At 61.6% G+C, this 19551-nt stretch carries 19 protein-coding genes; 11 read left to right on the top strand and 8 right to left on the bottom strand.

What is annotated here, in order from left to right; translation table 11 throughout:
* The first annotated feature begins 2 nt into the window (after window positions 1-2).
* A complete protein-coding gene (locus tag AB6804_RS05325) occupies window positions 3-260 on the top strand; it encodes a hypothetical protein (protein ID WP_370885556.1) in 258 nt (85 codons plus the stop codon).
* Here AB6804_RS05325 and AB6804_RS05320 read toward each other — a convergent pair.
* From AB6804_RS05320 to AB6804_RS05305, 4 genes are all read right to left on the bottom strand, one after another.
* A complete protein-coding gene (locus AB6804_RS05320) occupies window positions 241-1638 on the bottom strand; it encodes a 3-deoxy-D-arabino-heptulosonate 7-phosphate synthase (protein WP_370885555.1) in 1398 nt (465 codons plus the stop codon). The two genes, AB6804_RS05325 and AB6804_RS05320, sit on opposite strands and share 20 nt — an antisense overlap.
* Window positions 1639-1683: 45 nt before the next feature.
* Window positions 1684-2457: an alpha/beta hydrolase family protein gene (locus tag AB6804_RS05315; RefSeq protein WP_370885554.1), complete on the bottom strand. Its 774-nt coding sequence runs from the start codon at window positions 2455-2457 to the stop codon at window positions 1684-1686.
* On the bottom strand, window positions 2454-3593 hold the full coding sequence (locus tag AB6804_RS05310) for a DUF3182 family protein (protein ID WP_370885553.1): 1140 nt from the start codon (window positions 3591-3593) through the stop codon (window positions 2454-2456). The genes AB6804_RS05315 and AB6804_RS05310 overlap by 4 nt, the downstream gene beginning before the upstream one ends.
* A 203-nt stretch (window positions 3594-3796) precedes the next feature.
* Window positions 3797-5101 carry an SGNH/GDSL hydrolase family protein gene (locus tag AB6804_RS05305; protein WP_370885552.1) on the bottom strand — a complete coding sequence of 435 codons (1305 nt, stop codon included), beginning with the start codon at window positions 5099-5101 and terminating at the stop codon, window positions 3797-3799.
* Window positions 5102-5440: 339 nt separating this feature from the next.
* Between AB6804_RS05305 and AB6804_RS05300 the strand changes: the two genes are divergently transcribed.
* The 6 genes from AB6804_RS05300 to cls all read left to right on the top strand — a co-directional run bounded on the left by AB6804_RS05300 (window position 5441) and on the right by cls (window position 10642).
* The gene (locus AB6804_RS05300) at window positions 5441-5839 is read left to right on the top strand and encodes a VOC family protein (RefSeq protein ID WP_370885551.1); all 399 of its coding nucleotides are present in this window, start codon (window positions 5441-5443) and stop codon (window positions 5837-5839) included.
* 57 nt (window positions 5840-5896) lie between these two features.
* Window positions 5897-6532: a twin-arginine translocation signal domain-containing protein gene (locus AB6804_RS05295; protein WP_370885550.1), complete on the top strand. Its 636-nt coding sequence runs from the start codon at window positions 5897-5899 to the stop codon at window positions 6530-6532.
* A gap of 53 nt (window positions 6533-6585) precedes the next feature.
* The gene (locus AB6804_RS05290; RefSeq protein ID WP_370885549.1) at window positions 6586-8169 is read left to right on the top strand and encodes a GMC family oxidoreductase; all 1584 of its coding nucleotides are present in this window, start codon (window positions 6586-6588) and stop codon (window positions 8167-8169) included.
* Between the two features lie 113 nt (window positions 8170-8282).
* Entirely contained in the window at window positions 8283-8642 is a 360-nt protein-coding gene (locus AB6804_RS05285) for a ribbon-helix-helix domain-containing protein (RefSeq protein WP_370885548.1), read from the top strand.
* 102 nt (window positions 8643-8744) lie between these two features.
* Complete coding sequence (locus AB6804_RS05280) at window positions 8745-9296, top strand: DUF4142 domain-containing protein (protein WP_370885547.1); 552 nt, start codon at window positions 8745-8747, stop codon at window positions 9294-9296.
* 74 nt (window positions 9297-9370) lie between these two features.
* Window positions 9371-10642 carry a cardiolipin synthase gene (gene cls / locus AB6804_RS05275; RefSeq protein ID WP_370885546.1) on the top strand — a complete coding sequence of 424 codons (1272 nt, stop codon included), beginning with the start codon at window positions 9371-9373 and terminating at the stop codon, window positions 10640-10642.
* Between the two features lie 738 nt (window positions 10643-11380).
* Here the strand turns inward: cls and AB6804_RS05270 are convergent.
* Window positions 11381-12352, bottom strand: coding sequence for a GlxA family transcriptional regulator (locus tag AB6804_RS05270; protein ID WP_370885545.1), 972 nt, complete (start codon window positions 12350-12352; stop codon window positions 11381-11383).
* A gap of 180 nt (window positions 12353-12532) precedes the next feature.
* Between AB6804_RS05270 and AB6804_RS05265 the strand changes: the two genes are divergently transcribed.
* Genes AB6804_RS05265 through AB6804_RS05250 form a run of 4 tightly spaced genes read left to right on the top strand, consistent with a single transcriptional unit; the run spans window position 12533 to window position 15900 of the window.
* Window positions 12533-13477, top strand: a complete 945-nt coding sequence (locus AB6804_RS05265; RefSeq protein ID WP_370885544.1) for a choline ABC transporter substrate-binding protein — start codon at window positions 12533-12535, stop codon at window positions 13475-13477.
* A gap of 59 nt (window positions 13478-13536) precedes the next feature.
* Complete coding sequence (locus AB6804_RS05260) at window positions 13537-14466, top strand: 3-keto-5-aminohexanoate cleavage protein (RefSeq protein WP_370885543.1); 930 nt, start codon at window positions 13537-13539, stop codon at window positions 14464-14466.
* A gap of 18 nt (window positions 14467-14484) precedes the next feature.
* Window positions 14485-15432 (top strand): L-carnitine dehydrogenase, encoded by a 948-nt coding sequence (locus AB6804_RS05255; protein ID WP_370885542.1) that lies wholly within the window; start codon window positions 14485-14487, stop codon window positions 15430-15432.
* Window positions 15433-15435: 3 nt separating this feature from the next.
* Entirely contained in the window at window positions 15436-15900 is a 465-nt protein-coding gene (locus tag AB6804_RS05250; RefSeq protein WP_370885541.1) for a thioesterase family protein, read from the top strand.
* 19 nt (window positions 15901-15919) lie between these two features.
* On the opposite strand, the gene AB6804_RS05245 is transcribed toward AB6804_RS05250, so the two are convergent.
* From AB6804_RS05245 to AB6804_RS05235, 3 genes are all read right to left on the bottom strand, one after another.
* Window positions 15920-16909 (bottom strand): D-2-hydroxyacid dehydrogenase family protein, encoded by a 990-nt coding sequence (locus AB6804_RS05245; RefSeq protein ID WP_370885540.1) that lies wholly within the window; start codon window positions 16907-16909, stop codon window positions 15920-15922.
* A 75-nt stretch (window positions 16910-16984) separates the two neighbouring features.
* The gene (locus tag AB6804_RS05240) at window positions 16985-18346 is read right to left on the bottom strand and encodes an MFS transporter (RefSeq protein WP_370885539.1); all 1362 of its coding nucleotides are present in this window, start codon (window positions 18344-18346) and stop codon (window positions 16985-16987) included.
* A 269-nt stretch (window positions 18347-18615) separates the two neighbouring features.
* Complete coding sequence (locus AB6804_RS05235; protein ID WP_370885538.1) at window positions 18616-19533, bottom strand: DMT family transporter; 918 nt, start codon at window positions 19531-19533, stop codon at window positions 18616-18618.
* Between the last annotated feature and the right edge of the window lie 18 nt (window positions 19534-19551).

Here is a 19551-nt window from a genome sequence, read left to right as displayed (position 1 = left end):
TCATGGATCTCGACTACAAGCAGTTCCGCATCGAAGCATCGTGCCTGAACGAGGGCGGCCGCTACTATGCGCGCGCGAAGATTCTTCGAATTGCATCGGGAGAAGGCACGCGTGAAGAGGTGAAGTGGTCGGGGGATATCGGCGAATGCAAAAGCGAGGCCGAGGCCGTGGATGCAGCACAGCAGTGGGCAACGCGATGGTGCGACGAGCAAGCGGATTGGCGGGGACGAAAACCTTCCTTCACTGCTCCATCGCGCTGAGCAGATCGTCTGCATGAACCATCAATTCGCGCACCTGCCGCAGCATGGCGTATTGATCGAGCACGCTCTTCCATCGCAACGATTCGATCAAGGCCTGCCATACGGATCCCAGCGTGCGCGAGTCGGCGTGCGCTTCGTCCATCAACGTGCTTGCATAAGCAAGACTGCCCGGCGCGGACAAGAGTTGCATCCTGCTCGCCGCGTTAAGCAGTCGTGGCGGCTCATCGGGGAGGGCGTCGCAGCAATACAGCACCGTGTTCGCGACGCGGTTTCCCTCCACAGGCAGCGCATGCAGTGACGCTCCTCGAATACGCACGATGCCTTGCTGCGTTTCAAACGAGTAATCGGCGGTTGCGTCGGCGCTGGCGAGCAGGCGCATGCCACGGAGAAGCCGCGCGAAGTCCGTCGATGCCGCATCGACGGAAGCCTTCGCTTCGATCAGAAGGCACACGTCCCAGACCGCTGCATCGTGGACCGTCGCTGCTTGCCGCAACAGCACGGCGTCCCATTCAGTCTTCGCGTGCTCGTGACTCGAAGGCATTGATGCTGGAACACGCATCGACGTGACAACGCGATACGACACCGGCGCTTCCGCCTCATTCAGTCGTTGAGCCAGGGCTTCGAGTGCGCGGGCGGCGAGCGCTTCGACGTCGGCACCGCGCTGCTTGGCGGCGACTCCTTGTGCGGCGGCGGCAGCGCTTCCCGAGCGAGGACCGTGCTGGTCCAGAAGCAAACGATACCGTTGAACGGATGCGTCGCCCTCCAATGACTGAAGCGTTCGTAGTCGCATGAGTGCTCGGTCGTTCAACAGCTGCTGCGCGCGCCGCTTGACAGAGGCATCGCCTGCGCTGTCAGGCAGATCGAGCAAACGTCGAGCATGATCTTCGACTTGTCCCCACGACGATGAAGCCGCAGACGCATGCAACGCAGCCAGCAGTTCTCGTTGCTGTCCAGGCGTCATGCGTTGCAGCTTCGCGGGATGCGCGATCCCATTGACGGCGGCGTGAACGAATCGGCGATCGCGTTCGGCTTGTGCGGACAGCGACGCGTATTCTTGAACGGTCGTTTCACGATGCCGAAGCAGCATCGCCTGAAAGACTGCATCGCCGGTGTGAGGGTGCATCGCACAGGCGATCACGCGCGCGAGCGTATCGCAGAAGCGCTGTTTCAGCGCCGCATCCGCCACAGCGCCGCCTGCCGTCGCGATGCGAACCTGTTCGATGACGAGCGCCAGCGCCGTCTCGGGACTGAACGCATGGGTATCGAGTGAATGCGCATCGAAGTGCGGCAGACGATAACGACGTGCGATGCCGTTCAGCGTGCGCTCCAACAGCGAAGAGGTTTGCGGCATGGCGATCGGTTCAGTGCGAGCGCGCATGTTAGCCGATCGGGCGCGCGCCAGTGTGCGATGTACGCCCTCTCGTCACTTGATGAGTTCGGGCGCCTCGCCACGGCTTCCGGCACGACTTCCGCCGATCATCTCCGCAAGCCAGCTCACGACGAGCGCCGTGTACGCGCGTTGACTGCCTTCGTCGGACAGACCGTGATCCGCGCCTTCGATCACGCGATACGTCAGCGAGTGCGCCTGCAAAAACGCTTGCAGATAACTGGCGAGCACCGTATGCGGCACGGTTTCATCGTGCTCGGATTCGACCAGCAGCACGTCGCCGCGAAATTTGGCGGCCGCCCGAAGCGCGCGATTTTCGCTGGCCGCGACGATGCGTCTTCGATAGGCGGCAAGATCGTGCTCCTTATGCAGCGCGCGCTTGGGCAGCGTCCATCCCTCGTCGAGATAAAGCGCCGGCACCCGAAGCCCCAGCCAGCGCACTGGCCGCAGCGACGTGACAATCGACGCGAGATAGCCGCCATAACTGCTGCCGACCACGGCGATCGACGTCGCATCGACGAGCGGATGCGCGACGAGCCTGTCGTATGCCGCGAGCACGTCGTTAAGATTCGTTTCGCGCGTCACCGTCTCCTGTTCTTCCTGCGTGCGTGCATGGCCGGTCAGATCGAACGTGAGGCAGACGCAACCGAGCGCCGCCGCCTGCCGTGCGCGCTCCATGTACTGCTCCTGATTGCCGCCCCAGCCATGCACGAACAGGATGCCCGGAATCGCGGTCTGAGGCACGACGAGCGTGCCATCGAGATAGCCGCGATCGACGGAAATTTGTATCTGCTGGCGGCCTGCTGTCATTCGCTTGCTCCTCTCGTGCGCGGGCCGGGTTCGACCGTGAAGAACTTGGTGACGCGTCCCGAATGCGCGTCGACGCCCTGATAGATGATGCCCGCGTTAGCAGGAACATCAACGTCTTCCCCATACAGTTCGACGGTGGATGCCCGCACGACAGTCAGCGCCGGATCGTTCTCGAACGCGCGAAGCGCGCCGATTTCGGCGCCGCTCGCACCGCCGATTCTCCACGACTGCTCCAGCACGCCGCGATAGGCATGACCGTTCTCGTCGACGCCCGAGGCCACATCGTAGTTTCTTCGCGATGCAATGAAGCCGGGGAACGCGCTGCGAATGGCGTCATCGAATTCGCGGGCGCATTGCACGGCGGCGCGCGCGTCGTCGGGCATATCCGTGTGTTGCAGCGCATCCAGCGCGCCGCGCACGACGACAAGGTCCGAGCCGCCATAGACCGCATGACCGTGGTTATTCTGCGTTAGCCGTTGCACGCCGTAATAGCTCGCATGATGCCCACGTACGCGGACTTCTCCGACGCTGAACGTCGTGATCTCGCGCAAGTTGCGCTCCAGCACGATGCCCTCGGTCATGAGCGTGGCATCGCCGATGCCGTTCAGTTGCGTGTCGAGTTCCCGTCGATCCGCGATAACCGCCTGTCCCGCCCCGCCGATGCCCGAAGGGCGTTTGAGGCGTACCGGGCCGTTCCTGAGAAGCAGCGCGGCGGCGGTGTGCGCGTCGTCGCGAGTAAAGGCGAAGAAGCCGGGCAGCACCAGTTCGCCTACGCGTTCGCCGAGTGTGTTTTGCCATCCTTCCGGCTTGACTTGCGCACCGGGCGGCAGACCATGCACGACGACTTTTGTACCGACGAACGGATAGGGCACGACGCCGCCGAAAAGATCGTCGTCAGAGGCGATGCCTAATCGACGGGCGGTCGCGACAGGCAGTGTGTCGTCGGGAACGAAGTACCGTTGCGGCGGATAGCTGCATGCGGAGTCGAATTCGACGCAATCCGACGCGTGGAGAAGCAGCGCGAGTTGCCCAGCGAGCGCGCGTTGCGTGTCGACTTCATGCTGCGATCGCGCGCTCCTCGTGTCGCCGTGGCAGACGACCACGATCGCACGTGGCTCGGTAGACGAGGTATGCATTGGCGCGTCCTCCGTTGCAAAGCCTTCTGCCGGGTTTCCCAGAGCTTGCAGTTGGCCTTCTGTTCAACGTTGGAAGCAAGGTTTGTTCCGCTGGACGACTTCGAGTACGCGGCGGCGCGTATTAGCGCGGCTTATTCCGCCAACGACAAAGGCCGCGCTTGTTCGCGCGGCCTTTGTCCATTGCGGACGATTTGAAGCGGAGATCAACGTCCGTCGTCGTCCCTGTCCCGCGAACGCAGCACGGACAGGTCGATCGCGTTCGCCATCGCAACATAACCCGCGTCGTTCGGATGCAGATGATCGCCGCTATCGTATTGCGTCTGCATCGAGGTCGGTTGCGCCGGATCGCGAATCACGGCATCGAAGTCCACGACGGCATCGAACGCGTGGCTATTACGAATCCAGGCGTTGACGGCCTGCCGTACGGATTCCTTCTGCGCGGTGTAATACCCCACGTTGGGCGTGCCCTGCAGCGCATTGCGGAACGGCGTGAGCGTGCCGCCCATGATCCGTATGCCGCGCAAATGCGTGCGCGCGATGATCTGCTTATAGCCATCGATGATGTCTTCCGCCGTGGCCTGCGGCGCCGATGGATCGAGCACCGTGCCGGGCCAGCCGATATCGTTGATGCCTTCCAACATGATCACCCACTTGACGCCTTGCTGGCTCAGCACGTCGCGGTCATAGCGTGCAAGCGCGCTGATGCCCGCGCCATCGCTTAGCACGCGATTCCCGCTGATGGCTTCGTTGAGAATCGCCGTGCCGTGGTGCGACTGCCCGTTGTTCAGCCGTTGCGAGAGATTGTCCGGCCAGCGGCGATTGGCGTCGACGGTCGACGCGTAGCCGTCGGTGATGGAATCGCCGAACGCGACGATGGCATCCGTACGCCCGCGCGTATTGACGAGCACGCCCGACAGATAAAAGCGGTTCGTGTAAGTCTTGGGCGAGGGCTGATCAGGCGAGGCGGTGTTGTCGCCGCTCGATACATACGCGTTCTGCACCGCAAGCTGGTGAACGGTCTCCAGCTTCGTCGCCTGCGGCAGGAACAGGCTGATCGCCAGATTCGCGAACGGACCCACGGTGATATCGAGAGGATCACTGAGTATCGGTGCGCCGGCGTAGAGCGTGACCGATGTCTTTCCTCCGAAGGTCAACGTCCTGTCCGTGTTGGGATAGATCTTCGATCCACCCGCCGATACCGCGATATGCACAGGACCAACCGTGACCGGCGACAGACCGAATTCATTCGTGAGCCGCACGCGCACCTGATTGCCGCCAACGCTCGTGTGCACGATTTGTCGAATGGTCGTGGCAGCGTTGAAGTTCTGCGGCGTCGTGATGTTGTTGTTGCGGTCGGCGCTTGCAGTCCATGTCGACAGCCAGCCATCGCTCGGATCGCGGTCGCCTCGATCATGGGAGAAGGAGGCGGGCGCGGCCAGCATTGTCGCTATCGCAAATAGCGGCGCGACGGCGCGAGCCAGCAGCCTCGTTAGTGAACGGTTTTGCATTCTTGCTCTCCAGACTCGTAGTTGGCCGCGCCGGGAATCGGTCGGACACCGAATGAAAATATGGTGGACGCGCTTATATCCGAAAAGATCGTTTACCCGTATGTGCTTGCATCACTCAAAAAGGCCGGCAAATCCGTCTCATGCAGATGCGCATCAAACGGAAAGGTGATGCGAAAGCGTGCCTATGAAAGGCTTGTAATCGTCTGCGTTGACCGGAGCCGCCGGCGCACATGCTAGGGGATTACACCGTCCCTAGGGCAAGTCCTAGCTGCCATATAACCGGCCATTACCCGGCACATTTTTCCGCCCCTACACTTGGCATCAAAGGAGGAACGACCCATGTCGAAACTGATTCACACGATGATCCGCGTGCGGGACCTGGACAAGTCGCTGCGCTTCTATGAGGACGCGCTCGCACTGCGCGTTGCGCATCGGCTGGATTTTCCGGACTTCACGCTGGCGTACCTGCGTAACGATGAAAGCACGAGCGAACTCGAACTCACCTGGAACAAGGCCCGCACGGAGCCATACACACACGGCGACGGGTACGGGCATGTCGCGGTAAGCGTCGCGGATGCGAAGGCGGAACGCGACCGATTGATCGGTCTCGGCATGGAGCCGCTCGACCTGAAGGAATTCAAGGGCGACGATGGTCAGCTCATCGCGCGCTTCTTCTTCATCCTGGACCCGGACGGATACAAGATCGAAGTGCTCGAGCGTCACGGGCATTACGAATAAGCGCTAAAAGCAGACGCCAATACATGAGCTGGAGCGGTACCCCACAAGGAGAGAGACATGCGAGACACGATCATCCCGATCGTCGCGCCGGCTCGCGCGCACGACGGTCAGCACAGTTATGCCGAGTCACCCGCGTCGCCAAGGATCGCACTGACGCGACGCGAATTCCTGCGCGGCTCGGGCGTCCTCGTGGGGACGCTCGCTTTCACGTCGATATTCGCTGGCCTCGCGCCGAGCCGTGTCTGGGCGCTCGAGCTTCAGGGACTCGATACGCATCAGGGCGAAGTGCTGCTCGCGTTCACGAAGCAGGTATTTCCGCACAAGACGCTCGACGATGCGGTCTACGCCCTCGCCGTCAAGGACCTCGATGCGAAGGCCAAGGCCGATCCTTTGGTGAGGCAGCAGATGGTCGACGGCATCGCCAGGCTCGATGCAACCGCCGGTTCCGACTGGAGCAAGCGCGCGCCCGATCAGCAGGCGAAAGACGTCGCCGCGCTTGCCGGCACGCCGTTCTTCGAGACGATCCGCACCACGGCCGTCGTCTCGCTCTATAGCAACGCGATGGCCTATGCGCACTTCGGATACGGCGCTGCACAGGGTGATGGCGGTTATCTGTATCAAGGCTTCAATAATCTGTCATGGCTGCCCGATCCGCCCACTGGCGACAGCGGTCCGATTCCGAAAGACGGTTGAGGCGCACACCTCGCGGCATCGAACGGAACGGACAACGGATTACGGAGACAGTCATGTACGCAGAGAACAAGGCGCAGTTCAAACACAACGACGATCATGTCGTCGTGGTCATCGGATCGGGAGCGGGCGGCGGCACACTTGCCAACGAACTCGCGCAGAAGGGCATCGACGTGGTCGTGCTCGAAGCCGGCGCGATGCATACGCAAGGCGACTTTTCGACGGAAGAGTGGAACGCATTCAAGCAGCTCTCGTGGCTCGACAAGCGCACGACATCGGGTTCGTGGCGCCTCGCGAAAGACTTCCCGAATCTGCCCGCGTGGATCTGCAAGACGGTCGGCGGCACGACCGTGCACTGGGCGGGCGCGAGCCTGCGCATCCAGCCCTACGAATTCAAGGCAAGGACCACATACGGCGATGTCAAGGACGCCAACCTGCTCGACTGGCCTCTGACGCGCGCCGAACTCGACCCGTACTACGATCGTGCCGAGAAGAAGATGGGCGTCACGCGCACCAATGGCTTGCCGGGCCTGCCTGGCAACAACAACTTCAAGGTGATGTCGGCAGGCGCGATGAAGGTCGGCTACAAGGAATGCAACACGGGCCACATGGCGATCAACAGCACCGTCCGCGATGATCGCACGCACTGCTTTCAACGCGGGTTCTGCTTTCAGGGCTGCCGGATGGGCGCCAAGTGGTCGACGCTGTACACCGAGATTCCGCGTGCGCAGACGACAGGCCACATGGAGCTGCGTCCGCAATCGCACGTCGTGAAGATCGAGCACGATGCGCGCGGCAAGGCGACGGGCGTCGTCTACTTCGACAAGGACGGCAAAATTCAGCGGCAGAAGGCGCGCATCGTCGCGGTGGCCGGAAACTCCATCGAAACGCCGCGCCTGTTGCTCAATTCGAATTCAAGCAAGTTTCCCGATGGTCTCGCCAACGGCTCGGGCCAGGTAGGCCGCAACTACATGCGCCATACGACAGGCTCGGTCTACGGCGTGTTCAACGACAAGGTCGAGATGTTCAAGGGAACGACGATGGCGGGCATCATCGAGGACGAGGCGAAGTTCGAGCCGAAACGCGGCTTCGCAGGTGGTTATCACATGGAGACGGTCTCCCTCGGCCTGCCGTTCTATGCTGCGTTCGTCGATCCGGGCGCATGGGGCCTGAGTTTCGCGCAGGTGATGGACGAGTACGCGTACACGGCGGGCATGTGGATCGTCGGCGAGGACATGCCGCGAGAAAGCAACCGCATCACACTGAACAGCGAGGTAAAGGATCAGTACGGCATGCCGGTGCCGAATGTGCACTTCGACGATCACCCGAACGACGAAGCGATGCGCGATCACGCATACAAGCAGGGTAGCGCCGTGTATGAGGCGGCGGGTGCGAAGGCAACGTACATCGTGCCGCCGTATCCGTCGACGCACAATCTGGGCACGGCGCGCATGAGTGCGAAGGCGGAAGACGGCGTGTGCAATTCGCACGGCCAGGCGCACGAAGTGGCGAACCTGTTCATCTCCGATGGCAGTCAGTTCACCACCGGGGCGGCCGAGAACCCGACGCTCACCATTGTCACGCTGGCGATCCGGCAGGCGGATTACATCGCGCAGCAAATGCAGGCGCGGCGCGTGTAGTTCCGGCTGGCTCCGGATTGCGCCCGATTGTGACGAGTCGCATGTTGCGCTAGCTTTGCCAATCAATGCCGGGTCCGCGCGGGTCCGGCTCCTGACTGCACGGAGAAGACGCCATGTGTAGGGTTTATATCAACGCGGACCCAATCCTTTACGAATCGCGCACCCGTTCGCTGCGGATTCACGGCGTGATCACCACCGTCCGCCTCGAGAACCTGTTCTGGGACGTCCTGCACGAAATTGCCGGACTGGAGAATCTCACTACGAGTCAGTTCGCTGCGAAGCTCTACGACGAACTCGTCGCATTGCGCGGCGAGATGCCGACGAACTTCGCATCGTTTCTGCGCGTGTGCTGTCTGCGTTATCTGTCGATGCGTGAAGCAAAAAAGCCTGTCGCGAAGCCGGATGCACGTGTCGCTTCGGCTTCGTCGATTTCCTTCAGTGATTCCAGCCTGCACGTTCTCAAGGCTGGATGATTCTCTTTTCCGCAGTCGATCTGCGGAACGCATCTTGCTCGCCGGCCTGAGCCTCATGTCCGGCTTCGCCGGTCGACGGGGCCCATAAGAGGGGATGACGAGATGCGCATCGACAGGTCTTTCACATTTCCAGCCGCCCGTTACCGCATCGGCCGCGTGTGCCGCGCATCGATGTTCGCGTTGCTTGCAGCGTGGGTTTCGCTGTCGAGCGCGGCCACCAATGACAGTGCCGAGAAGTTCCTCGCCGATGCGCTGCAGGATGGACGCGCGGAAATACAAACCTGCGAGCTTGCGTTGAAATCGTCGCATGAAGCGGCGGTGCAGGCATTCGCGAAGCGCATGATTCAAGACCATCAGGCGATGAACGACAAGATCGTCGCACTCGCGAAACAGAAGGGTTACCGCTTGCCCGACAAACTCACGCTCACTCAGCGCGCAACGTACACCGCGCTCAAGCCGTTGAGCGGCCATGCGTTCGACAGCCTGTTCATGAAGCACAATCTCTCCGACCACGAGTCCGATATCAAGCTGTTCAGCGACCAGGCCGTCCATGCGAGCGATGAGGACGTCAGGGCGCTCGCCGGCGATGGACTGGCGACCTTGCGCGAGCATCTCCAGCTTGCGAAACAGACCGACGCGGCGTTGAAGAAGTAGGCAGTTCTCGCGGCGAATGAACCTTGGGCCGGAACCGGGCGGTTCCGGATGGATCTTCAACACGAGACGTGCGGATGACGACGATTGTCCTGATTGTGTCGACGGTTGTAGTGACGCTCATCGCCGTGCTGCTGGTGGCGAACCTCACGAGCGGCGAGAAGAAGATCGAGCACAAGATCGAGCGCCTTTATGCCAGCGACGATCCGCAGTTCATCCGCTCGATGGGCCTCTTGCTCGGGCCGCCCGTCGTCGACGGCAATCGCTTCAACGTGCTTGTCAATGGCGACGAAATCTTTCCGTCGATGCTCGATGGCATCCGTTCGGCGCGGCACACGATCACGCTGGAAACATTCATCTACTGGAAGGGCGCGATAGGCGAGGACATTGCGCGTGCGCTTGCCGACAAGGCGCGCGCTGGCATCGCGGTGCACGTGCTGCTCGACTGGGTCGGATCGTCGAAGATGGACAAGCGCTATCTCGACACGTTGCGCGAAGCGGGCGCCGAGGTGGTCAAGTATCACAAGCCGCACTGGACGGGTCTTGGCCGCATGAACGACCGCACGCACCGCAAGCTGCTCGTCATCGACGGACACATCGGTTTCACGGGCGGCGTGGGTATCGCGGATGAATGGACCGGGCACGCGCAGGACGAGAAGCACTGGCGCGACACGCACTATCGCATCGAGGGTCCGGCGGTCGGGCAGATGCAGGCGGTCTTCATGGACAACTGGGTGAAGGCGACGGGCAACGTGCTGCACGGCCCGAAGTACTTTCCGCAGATCGAAGCGGCCGGCGATGGCCTCGCGCACATGTTCAGCAGTTCGCCTTCAGGCGGCAGCGACGACATGCAATTGATGTATCTCATGGCGATCACCGCCGCAACGCACTCCATCCATTTGTCGAGCGCCTATTTCGTGCCGGACAAACTGACCATCAACGCTATCGTCGAAGCGGCGAAGCGCGGGGTGAAGGTACGCATCATCACGCCGGGCAAGCGTATCGACACGCATACGGTGCGGGAGGCTTCGCGGGCGTGCTGGGGCGATCTGCTTGCCGCGGGCGTGGAGATGCACGAGTATCAGCCGACGATGTTCCATTGCAAGGTGATCGTAGTCGACGAGTATCTGGTCTCGGTCGGTTCGACGAACTTCGATAGCAGGTCGTTCAAGCTGAACGACGAGGCGAACCTCAACATCTATGACCGTGATTTCGCCCGGCAACAGCGGGAGATTTTCGACAGCGATGTCGAAAAGTCGAAGCGCATTACGCTCGACGAGTGGCGGCGGCGTCCGTTACTCGAGAAGTTGCTGGACCGTACCGTTGCGCTGTTCGATCCGCAGTTCTGACGGCGCGTCCAGGGCGCGTCGGCGCGGCAGATTCAGCGCCCGCGCTCGCTTACCTTGTTCAAGCTGCGCCGCGCCAGCACGCTGATGAAAAGCGTGCCGCTGACGAGCGCCGCGAGATACACGCCGGCCATCATCCATTCGAATTCGTTCACGGTCATTCTCCTTTCGACTCAGCCGCGGTGTGAGTGCCGCGGTAGGTGATTTACTTGATTGCAACCAGGTCTTGCCTGGATTAACGGCAGGCGCGCGCAGAGGTTTAGCGCCTGATGGCAAAAACGACACGATCCGCGTTCTTCGCCGGCTGTCTCGCCGGTCGAGCGACGGATGCGCACGAGCGTTCGACGAGGCGGTTTATGCGCTGTCAGCGCACGGGTTCAATGGTCTGTCACTGTGGAGAACGGAGCCGCGAGATCATGGCTTCCTTTGCTCGTTGATTCGGCAGACAGGCTTTCACGGCGAGCAGACCCGGCGTCCTCGCTCCGGCAAGGACAGGAGTATCGAAACAGCTTCAGCAATTGCGTCCAAGTGTCGAGATAAGACGCGCAGCGCTCTCGTTATGACTATCTATGAATAATTAGTATGGCTATCCTTATTGCGCGCACAGACTCCTAAGGCACCAACGCGTTTCCGGTCGGCGCATGGTATTTGAAGATCCAAATGGACAGCATCCGGCCGCGGGGCGTCACGTCAAACACGCAGGCCGATGTTCATTTCGGCCTGCGGCAAACCCTTCCAACATCATGCAGCCTGCGCAGTGATCACGGCGCGCAATGCGCTGCGGTCCTGACGCGGACTTGCATTGAAGCGCGCGCGATACGTCCGGGAAAAATGCGAAGGCGATTCGAAGCCGCATGCGACACAGACCGCAAGTATCGACATGTCGGTTTGCTGCAGCAGTTCGCGGGCGCGCGTCAAACGCAGGCCGAGATAGAAGTGCGTCGGCGTATCCTTCAGCGCCGCGCAGAAGAGACGTTCGAGCTGACGCCGCGTGACGCCGATCGAATCAGCCAGTGCATCCGGCGACAGCGGCTCCTCCATGTGCTGCTCCATCACGCCGATGACCTGTATCAGCTTGCGATTGTGGATGCCGTAACGCGCTGCGATCTTCATGCGCTGATGGTCGTTGCGCTGCCGAATGCGCCCGAGCACGAACTGCTCCGACACCTGGGCGGCGAGTTCGGCGCCGTGATCGCGTGCAATGATATCCAGCATCAGATCGATGGACGCCGTGCCGCCCGCGCACGTGATGCGTCGTGCATCGATCTCGAACAGTTCCTGACTCGTTTCGATCGACGGATAGCGCTCCGAGAACGCAGCGAGCGCCTCCCAATGCAGCGTCGTGCGCTTGCCCGCGAGCAGACCCGCCTCGGCGAGAATGAAGCTGCCTGTATCGATGCCGCCGAGCGTCGCCCCCGCGCGATCCAGCCGGCGCAACCAGTCGCCGATGCCGCGCGTGTAGCGTGCAAGCGGCTCGAATCCCGACACGACGATGACCATGCGCGCATCGGCAGTATCGTCGATGGACGCATCCGCATTGAGCGAGATGCCGTTGCTCGCGACGACCGGCCCGCCATCGACCGACACGATGCGCCAGCGGTATAGCTCGCCACGAAAGCGATTCGCGACGCGCAGCGGTTCGATCGCCGACATGAAGCCGATCGACGAGAACTGCGGCAAAACGAGGAAGTGAAAGTCTTGAGGGGCGGGCATCGAATGATTGGGCACCAGGCGGCAACCCCTCACGCTAACAAGTGCAAAAACCGGGCGCAATCGGGCGTGTCCCTGAAAACCGTGACGTCGCTGGCAGTCAACTCGCAGTCGCAATCGGACGTTTGGGTGTTTTAATGCAGCGGTACTTTCTACTCACGTTCTCCAGACGGACACTTCTCCATGAAACATCGCCTGCTCTCGATTCTCGTTGCCTCCGCATGCGCTGCGAACGTCGCCTGCGCCTTTGCTGCCGACGACGCGTCATGCCGCACCGTGCGCTTCGTCGATATCGGCTGGACCGACATCACCTCGACGACCGCGCTTGCGTCCGTCCTGTTCGAAGGGCTCGGCTATACGCCTCGCACGACGGTGGCGTCGGTGCCCATATCGCTGGCGGGCCTGAAGAGCAAGCAGATCGACGTCTCGCTCGGGTACTGGTGGCCGGTGCAGGAAAACGCGGTGCAGCCTTTCCTTGATGCGAGAAGCATCGACAAGATCGAACCGCCGAATCTCTCGGGCGCGAAGGCGACGCTCGCCGTGCCGGGTTATGCATACGACGCGGGCATCAAGACGTTTGCGGACATCGCCAAGCACAGGGACGAACTCGAAGGCAAGATCTACGGCATCGAGCCGGGCAGCAGCGCGAACGCCAAGATCCAAAAGATGATCGACACCAATCAGTTCGGTCTCGGTGGTTTCAAGCTGGTGCAATCGAGCGAGGCGGGCATGCTGGTGACGGTCGAGCGCGCCATTCGCGAGAAAAAGCCTGTGGTGTTTCTCGCCTGGGAGCCGCATCCGATGAACATCCAGATGAAGATCAACTATCTGTCCGGCGGCGATGACGTATTCGGCCCCAACTACGGCGAAGCCCGTGTCTATACGCTGACCAACACGGACTTCCTGACGCGCTGTCCGAACGCAGGCAAGCTCGTCAAAAACTTGCGCTTTACGACCGACCTCGAGAACCGCCTGATGCAGCCGGTGATGAACAAGGAGCGTCCCGCCGAAGCCGCGAAAGCGTATCTCAAGAAGAACCCGCAACTGCTCGATTCATGGCTTGCGGGCGTGAAGACCGTCGATGGAAAAGACGGGCTGCCCGCCGTCAAGCAGTACCTCGGGCTCTGAATGGCTGGCCGGTGACGCGTTCACCGGCTTTTATGAACGATTAGGCATCCATATCGACCATGAACTACGACGTCATCGTAACGTGTGCAGTAACCGGGGCGGGCGACACCACGTCCCGGCATCCCGCGATTCCCGTCACGCCGAAGCAGATCGCCGATGCGGCTATCGAAGCCGCGCGCGCCGGCGCGACGGTGGCGCATTGCCATGTGCGCGATCCGCGCACCGGTCGCGGCAGCCGCGATCCCGCGCTGTATCGCGAAGTCGTGGACCGCATCCGTTCGTCGGATGTGGATGTCGTCATCAATCTGACGGCCGGCATGGGCGGCGACCTCGAGATCGGTCCGGGAGAAGAACCGATGCGCTTCGGCAGAGGCACTGATCTCGTCGGCGGTCTCACGCGTCTTGCTCACGTCGAAGAACTGCTGCCCGAAATCTGCACGCTCGATTGCGGCACGCTCAATTTCGGCGATGGAGACTACATTTACGTGTCGACGCCCGCGCAGTTGCGAGCAGGCGCGAAGCGCATACAGGAACTCGGCGTGCGGCCCGAACTCGAGATATTCGACACGGGCCATCTATGGTTCGCGAATCAGTTGCTCAAGGAAGGACTGCTCGATGCGCCGCCGCTCTTTCAGCTTTGTATGGGCATTCCGTGGGGTGCGCCGCCGGACACGGGCACGTTGAAGGCCATGGTCGACAACTTGCCGCCCGGCGCGCATTGGGCGGGCTTTGGCATCGGCAAGATGCAGATGCCGATGGTCGCGCAAGCGATGTTGCTCGGCGGCCACGTGCGCGTCGGACTGGAAGACAACCTGTGGCTCGATCGCGGCGTGCATGCCAGCAACGGAACGCTGGTGCAGCGAGCGATTGAGATCATCGAACGGCTGGGTGGCCGCGCGCTCACGCCGGCCGAAGGGCGCAAGAAACTCGGCTTGCCGCCGCGCGGCGAGCGTCCGCTGGAAAAGCGTGCAGTCGAACAATTTGCCTGAGCGTCGAAGGGGAAATACATGCAAGTAAAGAAATTTGCCGCGCTTGGCGCCGGAGTCATCGGCAGCGGATGGGTCGCTCGTGCGCTCGCGCATGGTCTCGACGTGACCGTGTGGGACCCGGCTCCGGACGCCGAGGCGGTGGTCCGCGCGAACGTCGCGAATGCATGGCCTGCGCTGGAGCGCGTCGGACTCGCGCCGGGCGCATCGCAGGAACGGCTGCGCGTAGTCGGTACGGTCGAGGCATGCGTCGCCGATGCGGATTTCATCCAGGAAAGCGCGCCGGAACGCGAAGAACTCAAGCTCGCGCTGCATGAGCGCGTGAGTCGCGCAGCGAAGCCTGACGCCATCATTGCATCATCGACGTCGGGACTTTTGCCGAGTGATTTCTATGCGAGCGCGGTGCGTCCGGAGCGATGCATCGTCGGACATCCGTTCAATCCGGTCTATCTGCTGCCGCTGGTCGAAGTGCTTGGCGGCGGGCGAACGTCGGAAGAATCGATCGATGCCGCCATGACGTTCTATTCGTCCATCGGCATGCGGCCGTTGCGCGTGCGCGCGGAAGTGCCCGGATTCATCGCCGACAGACTGCTTGAAGCGTTGTGGCGCGAGGCGCTTCATCTCGTGAATGAGGGCGTCGCGACGACCGGCGAAATCGACGACGCCATACGCTACGGCGCAGGCATCCGCTGGTCGTTCATGGGCACGTTTCTGACCTATACGCTTGCAGGCGGCGAGGCGGGCATGCGGCATTTCATGCAGCAGTTCGGGCCGGCGCTCGAATTGCCGTGGACGAAGCTGGTTGCGCCGAAGCTGACCGATGAACTCATCGATCGCGTCGTGGACGGCACCGCGAAGCAGACAAACGGGCGCAGCATCAAGGATCTGGAACGGTATCGCGACGACTGCATCACGAGCGTCGTCGAGGCGATTGCGCAAGCAAAGGCGCGTCACGGCATCGAGGACTGAACGATGATCTATCGCGACACGGTCAGGCCCGAATGGGTCGACTACAACGGCCACTTGCGCGATGCGTTCTACATGCTGATCTACAGCCTCGCGACCGATGCCTTCATGGACGGCATCGGTCTCGGCGATGAAGCGCGACGCACGCGGCACCGCACGTTGTACACCTTGGAGGCTCATATCAGCTATTTGCGCGAACTGAAGGAAGGCGCGGCCGTGCGTGTCGATGCCCGCGTCATTGCGCATGACGCGAAGCGCATCCACCTGTACTTGCAGATGTTCGAAGGAGAGGGCGTCGATCCGGTCTGCGTGTGCGAACAGATGCTGATTCATATCGACACTAGCGGCGCGCCCAGGTCCGCTCCGTTCGACGAAGACATCGCCGCGAACATCGCCGCACAGGCGACGATCGCAGCGGCGGATGCCAGTCATGCGGGACGCGTGATTGGCTTGCCGGTGAGTCGGCGTTAGTCAACAGCGGCGAACGCGGTCAGATGGCCTCGGTGTGGTAGCTGATCTCACGCTTGGCGGCCGTCAACACGCGGATCGGCTTTCCGTCCATCCAGGCCCTGATATTCTCCACCGACTCGCCGTAATAGAGGTGATACGAACTCTCGGTCACGTATCCGATGTGCGACGTGCCAATTACATTGCCGAGCGACCTCAAAGCGTGTTCCGCCGGCAACGGCTCCATGTCGAAAACATCGAGCGCAGCGCCCGCGATGCGCTTCTCCCTTAGCGCTTCGATCAGCGCACGTTCATCGACGATGGGCCCGCGCGCCGTATTCACCAGCAGCGCATGCGGTTTCATCTGCGCGAGTTCCTTTGCGCCGATCAGCCCGCGTGTCCGGTCCGACAAGCGAACATGAATGGAGACGATGTCACTCGACGAAAGCAACTCGTCCTTGCTGACGTATTGCGCTCCGTGCTCGGCGGCCGCCTGCGCGGTCATGTTCTGGCTCCATGCAATCACCCGCATGCCGAAGGCGCGGGCAACGCGCGCAGTGGCGCTTCCCGTGTAGCCAAGTCCGAGCAGGCCGATCGTCTTGCCGTGAAGATCGCTGCCAACGGAGACTTGCCAGCCGCCGCTTATGAACGAATCGACTTCTCGCGGGATGTGGCGCATGGCAGCGAGGATCAGCGCCCACGTCAACTCCGCCGCAGCCGTCGGTGAGGACGCGGTGCCGCAAACGGAGACGTTCAGCTCATCGGCGGCTTCGATATCGATGGCGGCATTCCACGGCCCCGTGCTCGCGATCAGCTTAAGGTTCTTGAGCCGCGACAAGACGCTTCTCGTGAACCAGGTGCGTTCGCGCATGACGCACAGAATGTCGAATGGCTGCAGGCGTTCGATGAGTGCTTCCTCATCGCTGATGTGATCGTTAAAGATCGTCACTTCGGCACGATCCTTCAGGCTGTTCCAATCTCCGAAGCGGAGCGCCGCGTTCTGATAGTCGTCGAGGACTGCAATTTTATGCATGGTGAGCCGGGTGTGTGCGGACTGAGAATAGAATGGACGACCCGCGCAACGCATTGTGGCGGGCGTGACGATAATTCATGCGTTCGCCGGTTTCTGTGGCTTGAAGCCCAGCAGCATCACGAAGATACCGAGCACCAGAATCGCTGTCATGACGTATAGCCCGCTGACGAGCGTGCCTGTCGCCGTCTTGAGCCATCCGATGACGAACGGACTGCAAAATCCACTCAGGAGGCCGATGCAATTGACGAACGCGATGCTCGTCGCAGCGGCGGGCGAGCCATGCAGGTAATCCGCGGCGAGCGACCAGATGAGCACGTTCGTCGCGAATATGCCGACCGAGGCCACGCTCAGCAACGCGACGGTCAACGCGGATGAATGGTTCGGATGAGACACGAGCAGCAACGCGATTGCACCGATAGCGCCCGCGATGGCTGCGTGCCAGCGGCGTTCGAGCATGCGATCGGAACTGCGGCTGATCGCGACCATGCCGACCGCCCCGAGCGCATAAGGAATCGCCGCAAGCCAGCCGAGCAGCGAAAGGTCCGAGAGGCCGGAGTCTTTTAATACGGTCGGGAGCCAGAACGTCACCGAATAGGTGCCGCAGACGAAGGCGAAGTCGATGAACGCCAGCATGTACACCTTGCGATCCGACAGCGCTTCCGCGAGTCTGCTATGGCCGCGTTGATTGGTCCTGCGCTTGCGCTCCGTTTCGACTAGAAAGCCTTGCCGCAAGACTTCCTTTTGCGCTTGCGTCAGCCACTTGGCCTTGTCGATGTTGTCGTCCAGCAGGAAGAGCGTGACGAGGCCCAGCAGCACCGCAGGCAACGCTTCGACGATGTACAGCCATTGCCATCCGGCGAGGTTGCCAACATGAGCGAGCTTCGTCATCGCCCATCCCGACACCGGCCCGCCTACCAGACCCGCCACCGGAAATCCCACCATGAAGCACGCGATGATCACGCCGCGCCGGCTTTCCGGAAACCATGAGCTCAGGTAGAAGATGACGCCCGGAAAGAAGCCCGCCTCGAAGACGCCGAGAAGCAAGCGCACGATATAGAACTGCGTGACGTTGCTCACAAACGCGGTGCATGCACCGACGATTCCCCAGCAAATCATGATGCGCGCAATGGTCTTCTTCGCGCCCATGCGCTTGAGAAGCATGGCGCTGGGCACTTCGAGCAGACAGTAGGAGAGGAAGAAGATGCCCGCTCCGAGGCCGTAGACGCTGTCGCTGAAACCCAGCGCGTCCTGCATCTGGAGCTTGGCGAATCCTACATTGATCCGGTCGAGAAATGCGACGACGTAACAGACGAACAGCAGCGGCACGATACGCAGCGTCACTCTGAGATAGAGCGCGCGCTCTTCGGCGCTGGATGTGGAAATCGACGACAGGGGATGACTTGACGCTGGTTCTGGTTCGAGTGCGGTTGGTTGCACGCGTGTCTCCTTCGCTTCAGTTGTCTAGTGGCGATTCAACATGTCCGTTTCTGTTTTCATGTAACTAACGAATGACTCTTAACCGCACGACATGCGACGCATTCGGCAATGCGTCGATGCGGATGCGAGCGTGCAAGCAGTGTAGGTGGCAGCAATTGCTGCACGTAATGAATCGTTTCGATCAGGTGAGACGCGGCGGTTATATCGGTGCTAACCAGTAGACCTGTTGAACGGGAAGTCGCCGCCATGACGCGCCGCAGGCGAGCGCATCACGCAGGCACGGGTTCCGGCCGGCGCACGCCCTTCGATCCACGCACGGTAGCCAGCAGCGATGCCGCCACGATCAGCCCTCCGCCAGCCCATGCAGTGAGCGAGATTTTTTCGCCGAGCCACAGGCATGCGAACAACGCGCCGAACGCCGGCTCACTGCCCATCAACAGCGCGACGCGCGTCGGACTGCTGTGCTTGATGCCGTAGTTTTGCGCGAAGAACGCGAAGAGCGTGCAGGCAAGCACCAGATACAGGACGCATCCCCAGAACGTGAGGTGGCCTGTAATGGACGGCACGTGTTGCCACTGCGCAGGCGAGAGCATGAGCGCCGCGGCTCCGCTGCCGAGCGCCACCACGCCGGATTGCACAGCGGTCACCGTCAAAGGCGGTAGCGCCGCATCGCGCATCAACTGCTTGGTCACGCAGACGGTAATGGCGCGCAGGACTGCGGCTGCAAGAATCAGCAGATCGCCGCGACCCAGCGTCAGCGCGCCGTCCCCGGTCAAAAGCCACGCGCCCAGCAACGAGACCGCAACGGCCATCCATTCGATGCGCGCTGGCCGGCGTTTCAGAAGCGACCACTCGACGAGCGGCGTCAGCACCACGCAAAGGCCAATGAGAAACGCCACGTTGGCTGCGCGCGTGAGCAGCAAGCCGAACGTTTCGCACAGAAAGATGCTGAGCAGCAGCAGGCCGGCGCCGGTCACGCCGCTCAACGTGCGCAAATTGGCGTGACGCATCGGGCGCAGCGCGGGCAACAGCAACACAAACGTGATGCCGAAACGCAGCGCAAGCAGCCCGAGCACCGGGTAATACGCGAGCGCGCTTTTGGCGATGCCGTAGCTCGAACCCCATACGACGGCGACTGCCAGCAGCATCAGGTCGGAGATTGATTGCAAGCGATACGGTCTGGACATGGCGAACCCCGGTAAGAG

This window comes from Caballeronia sp. RCC_10, from assembly GCF_041360715.1.
In the GTDB taxonomy this organism is placed as follows: Bacteria; Pseudomonadota; Gammaproteobacteria; order Burkholderiales; family Burkholderiaceae; genus Caballeronia; species Caballeronia grimmiae.
Note: the sequence above shows the minus strand (reverse complement) of the source record. Positions and strands in the feature narration are given on the sequence as shown.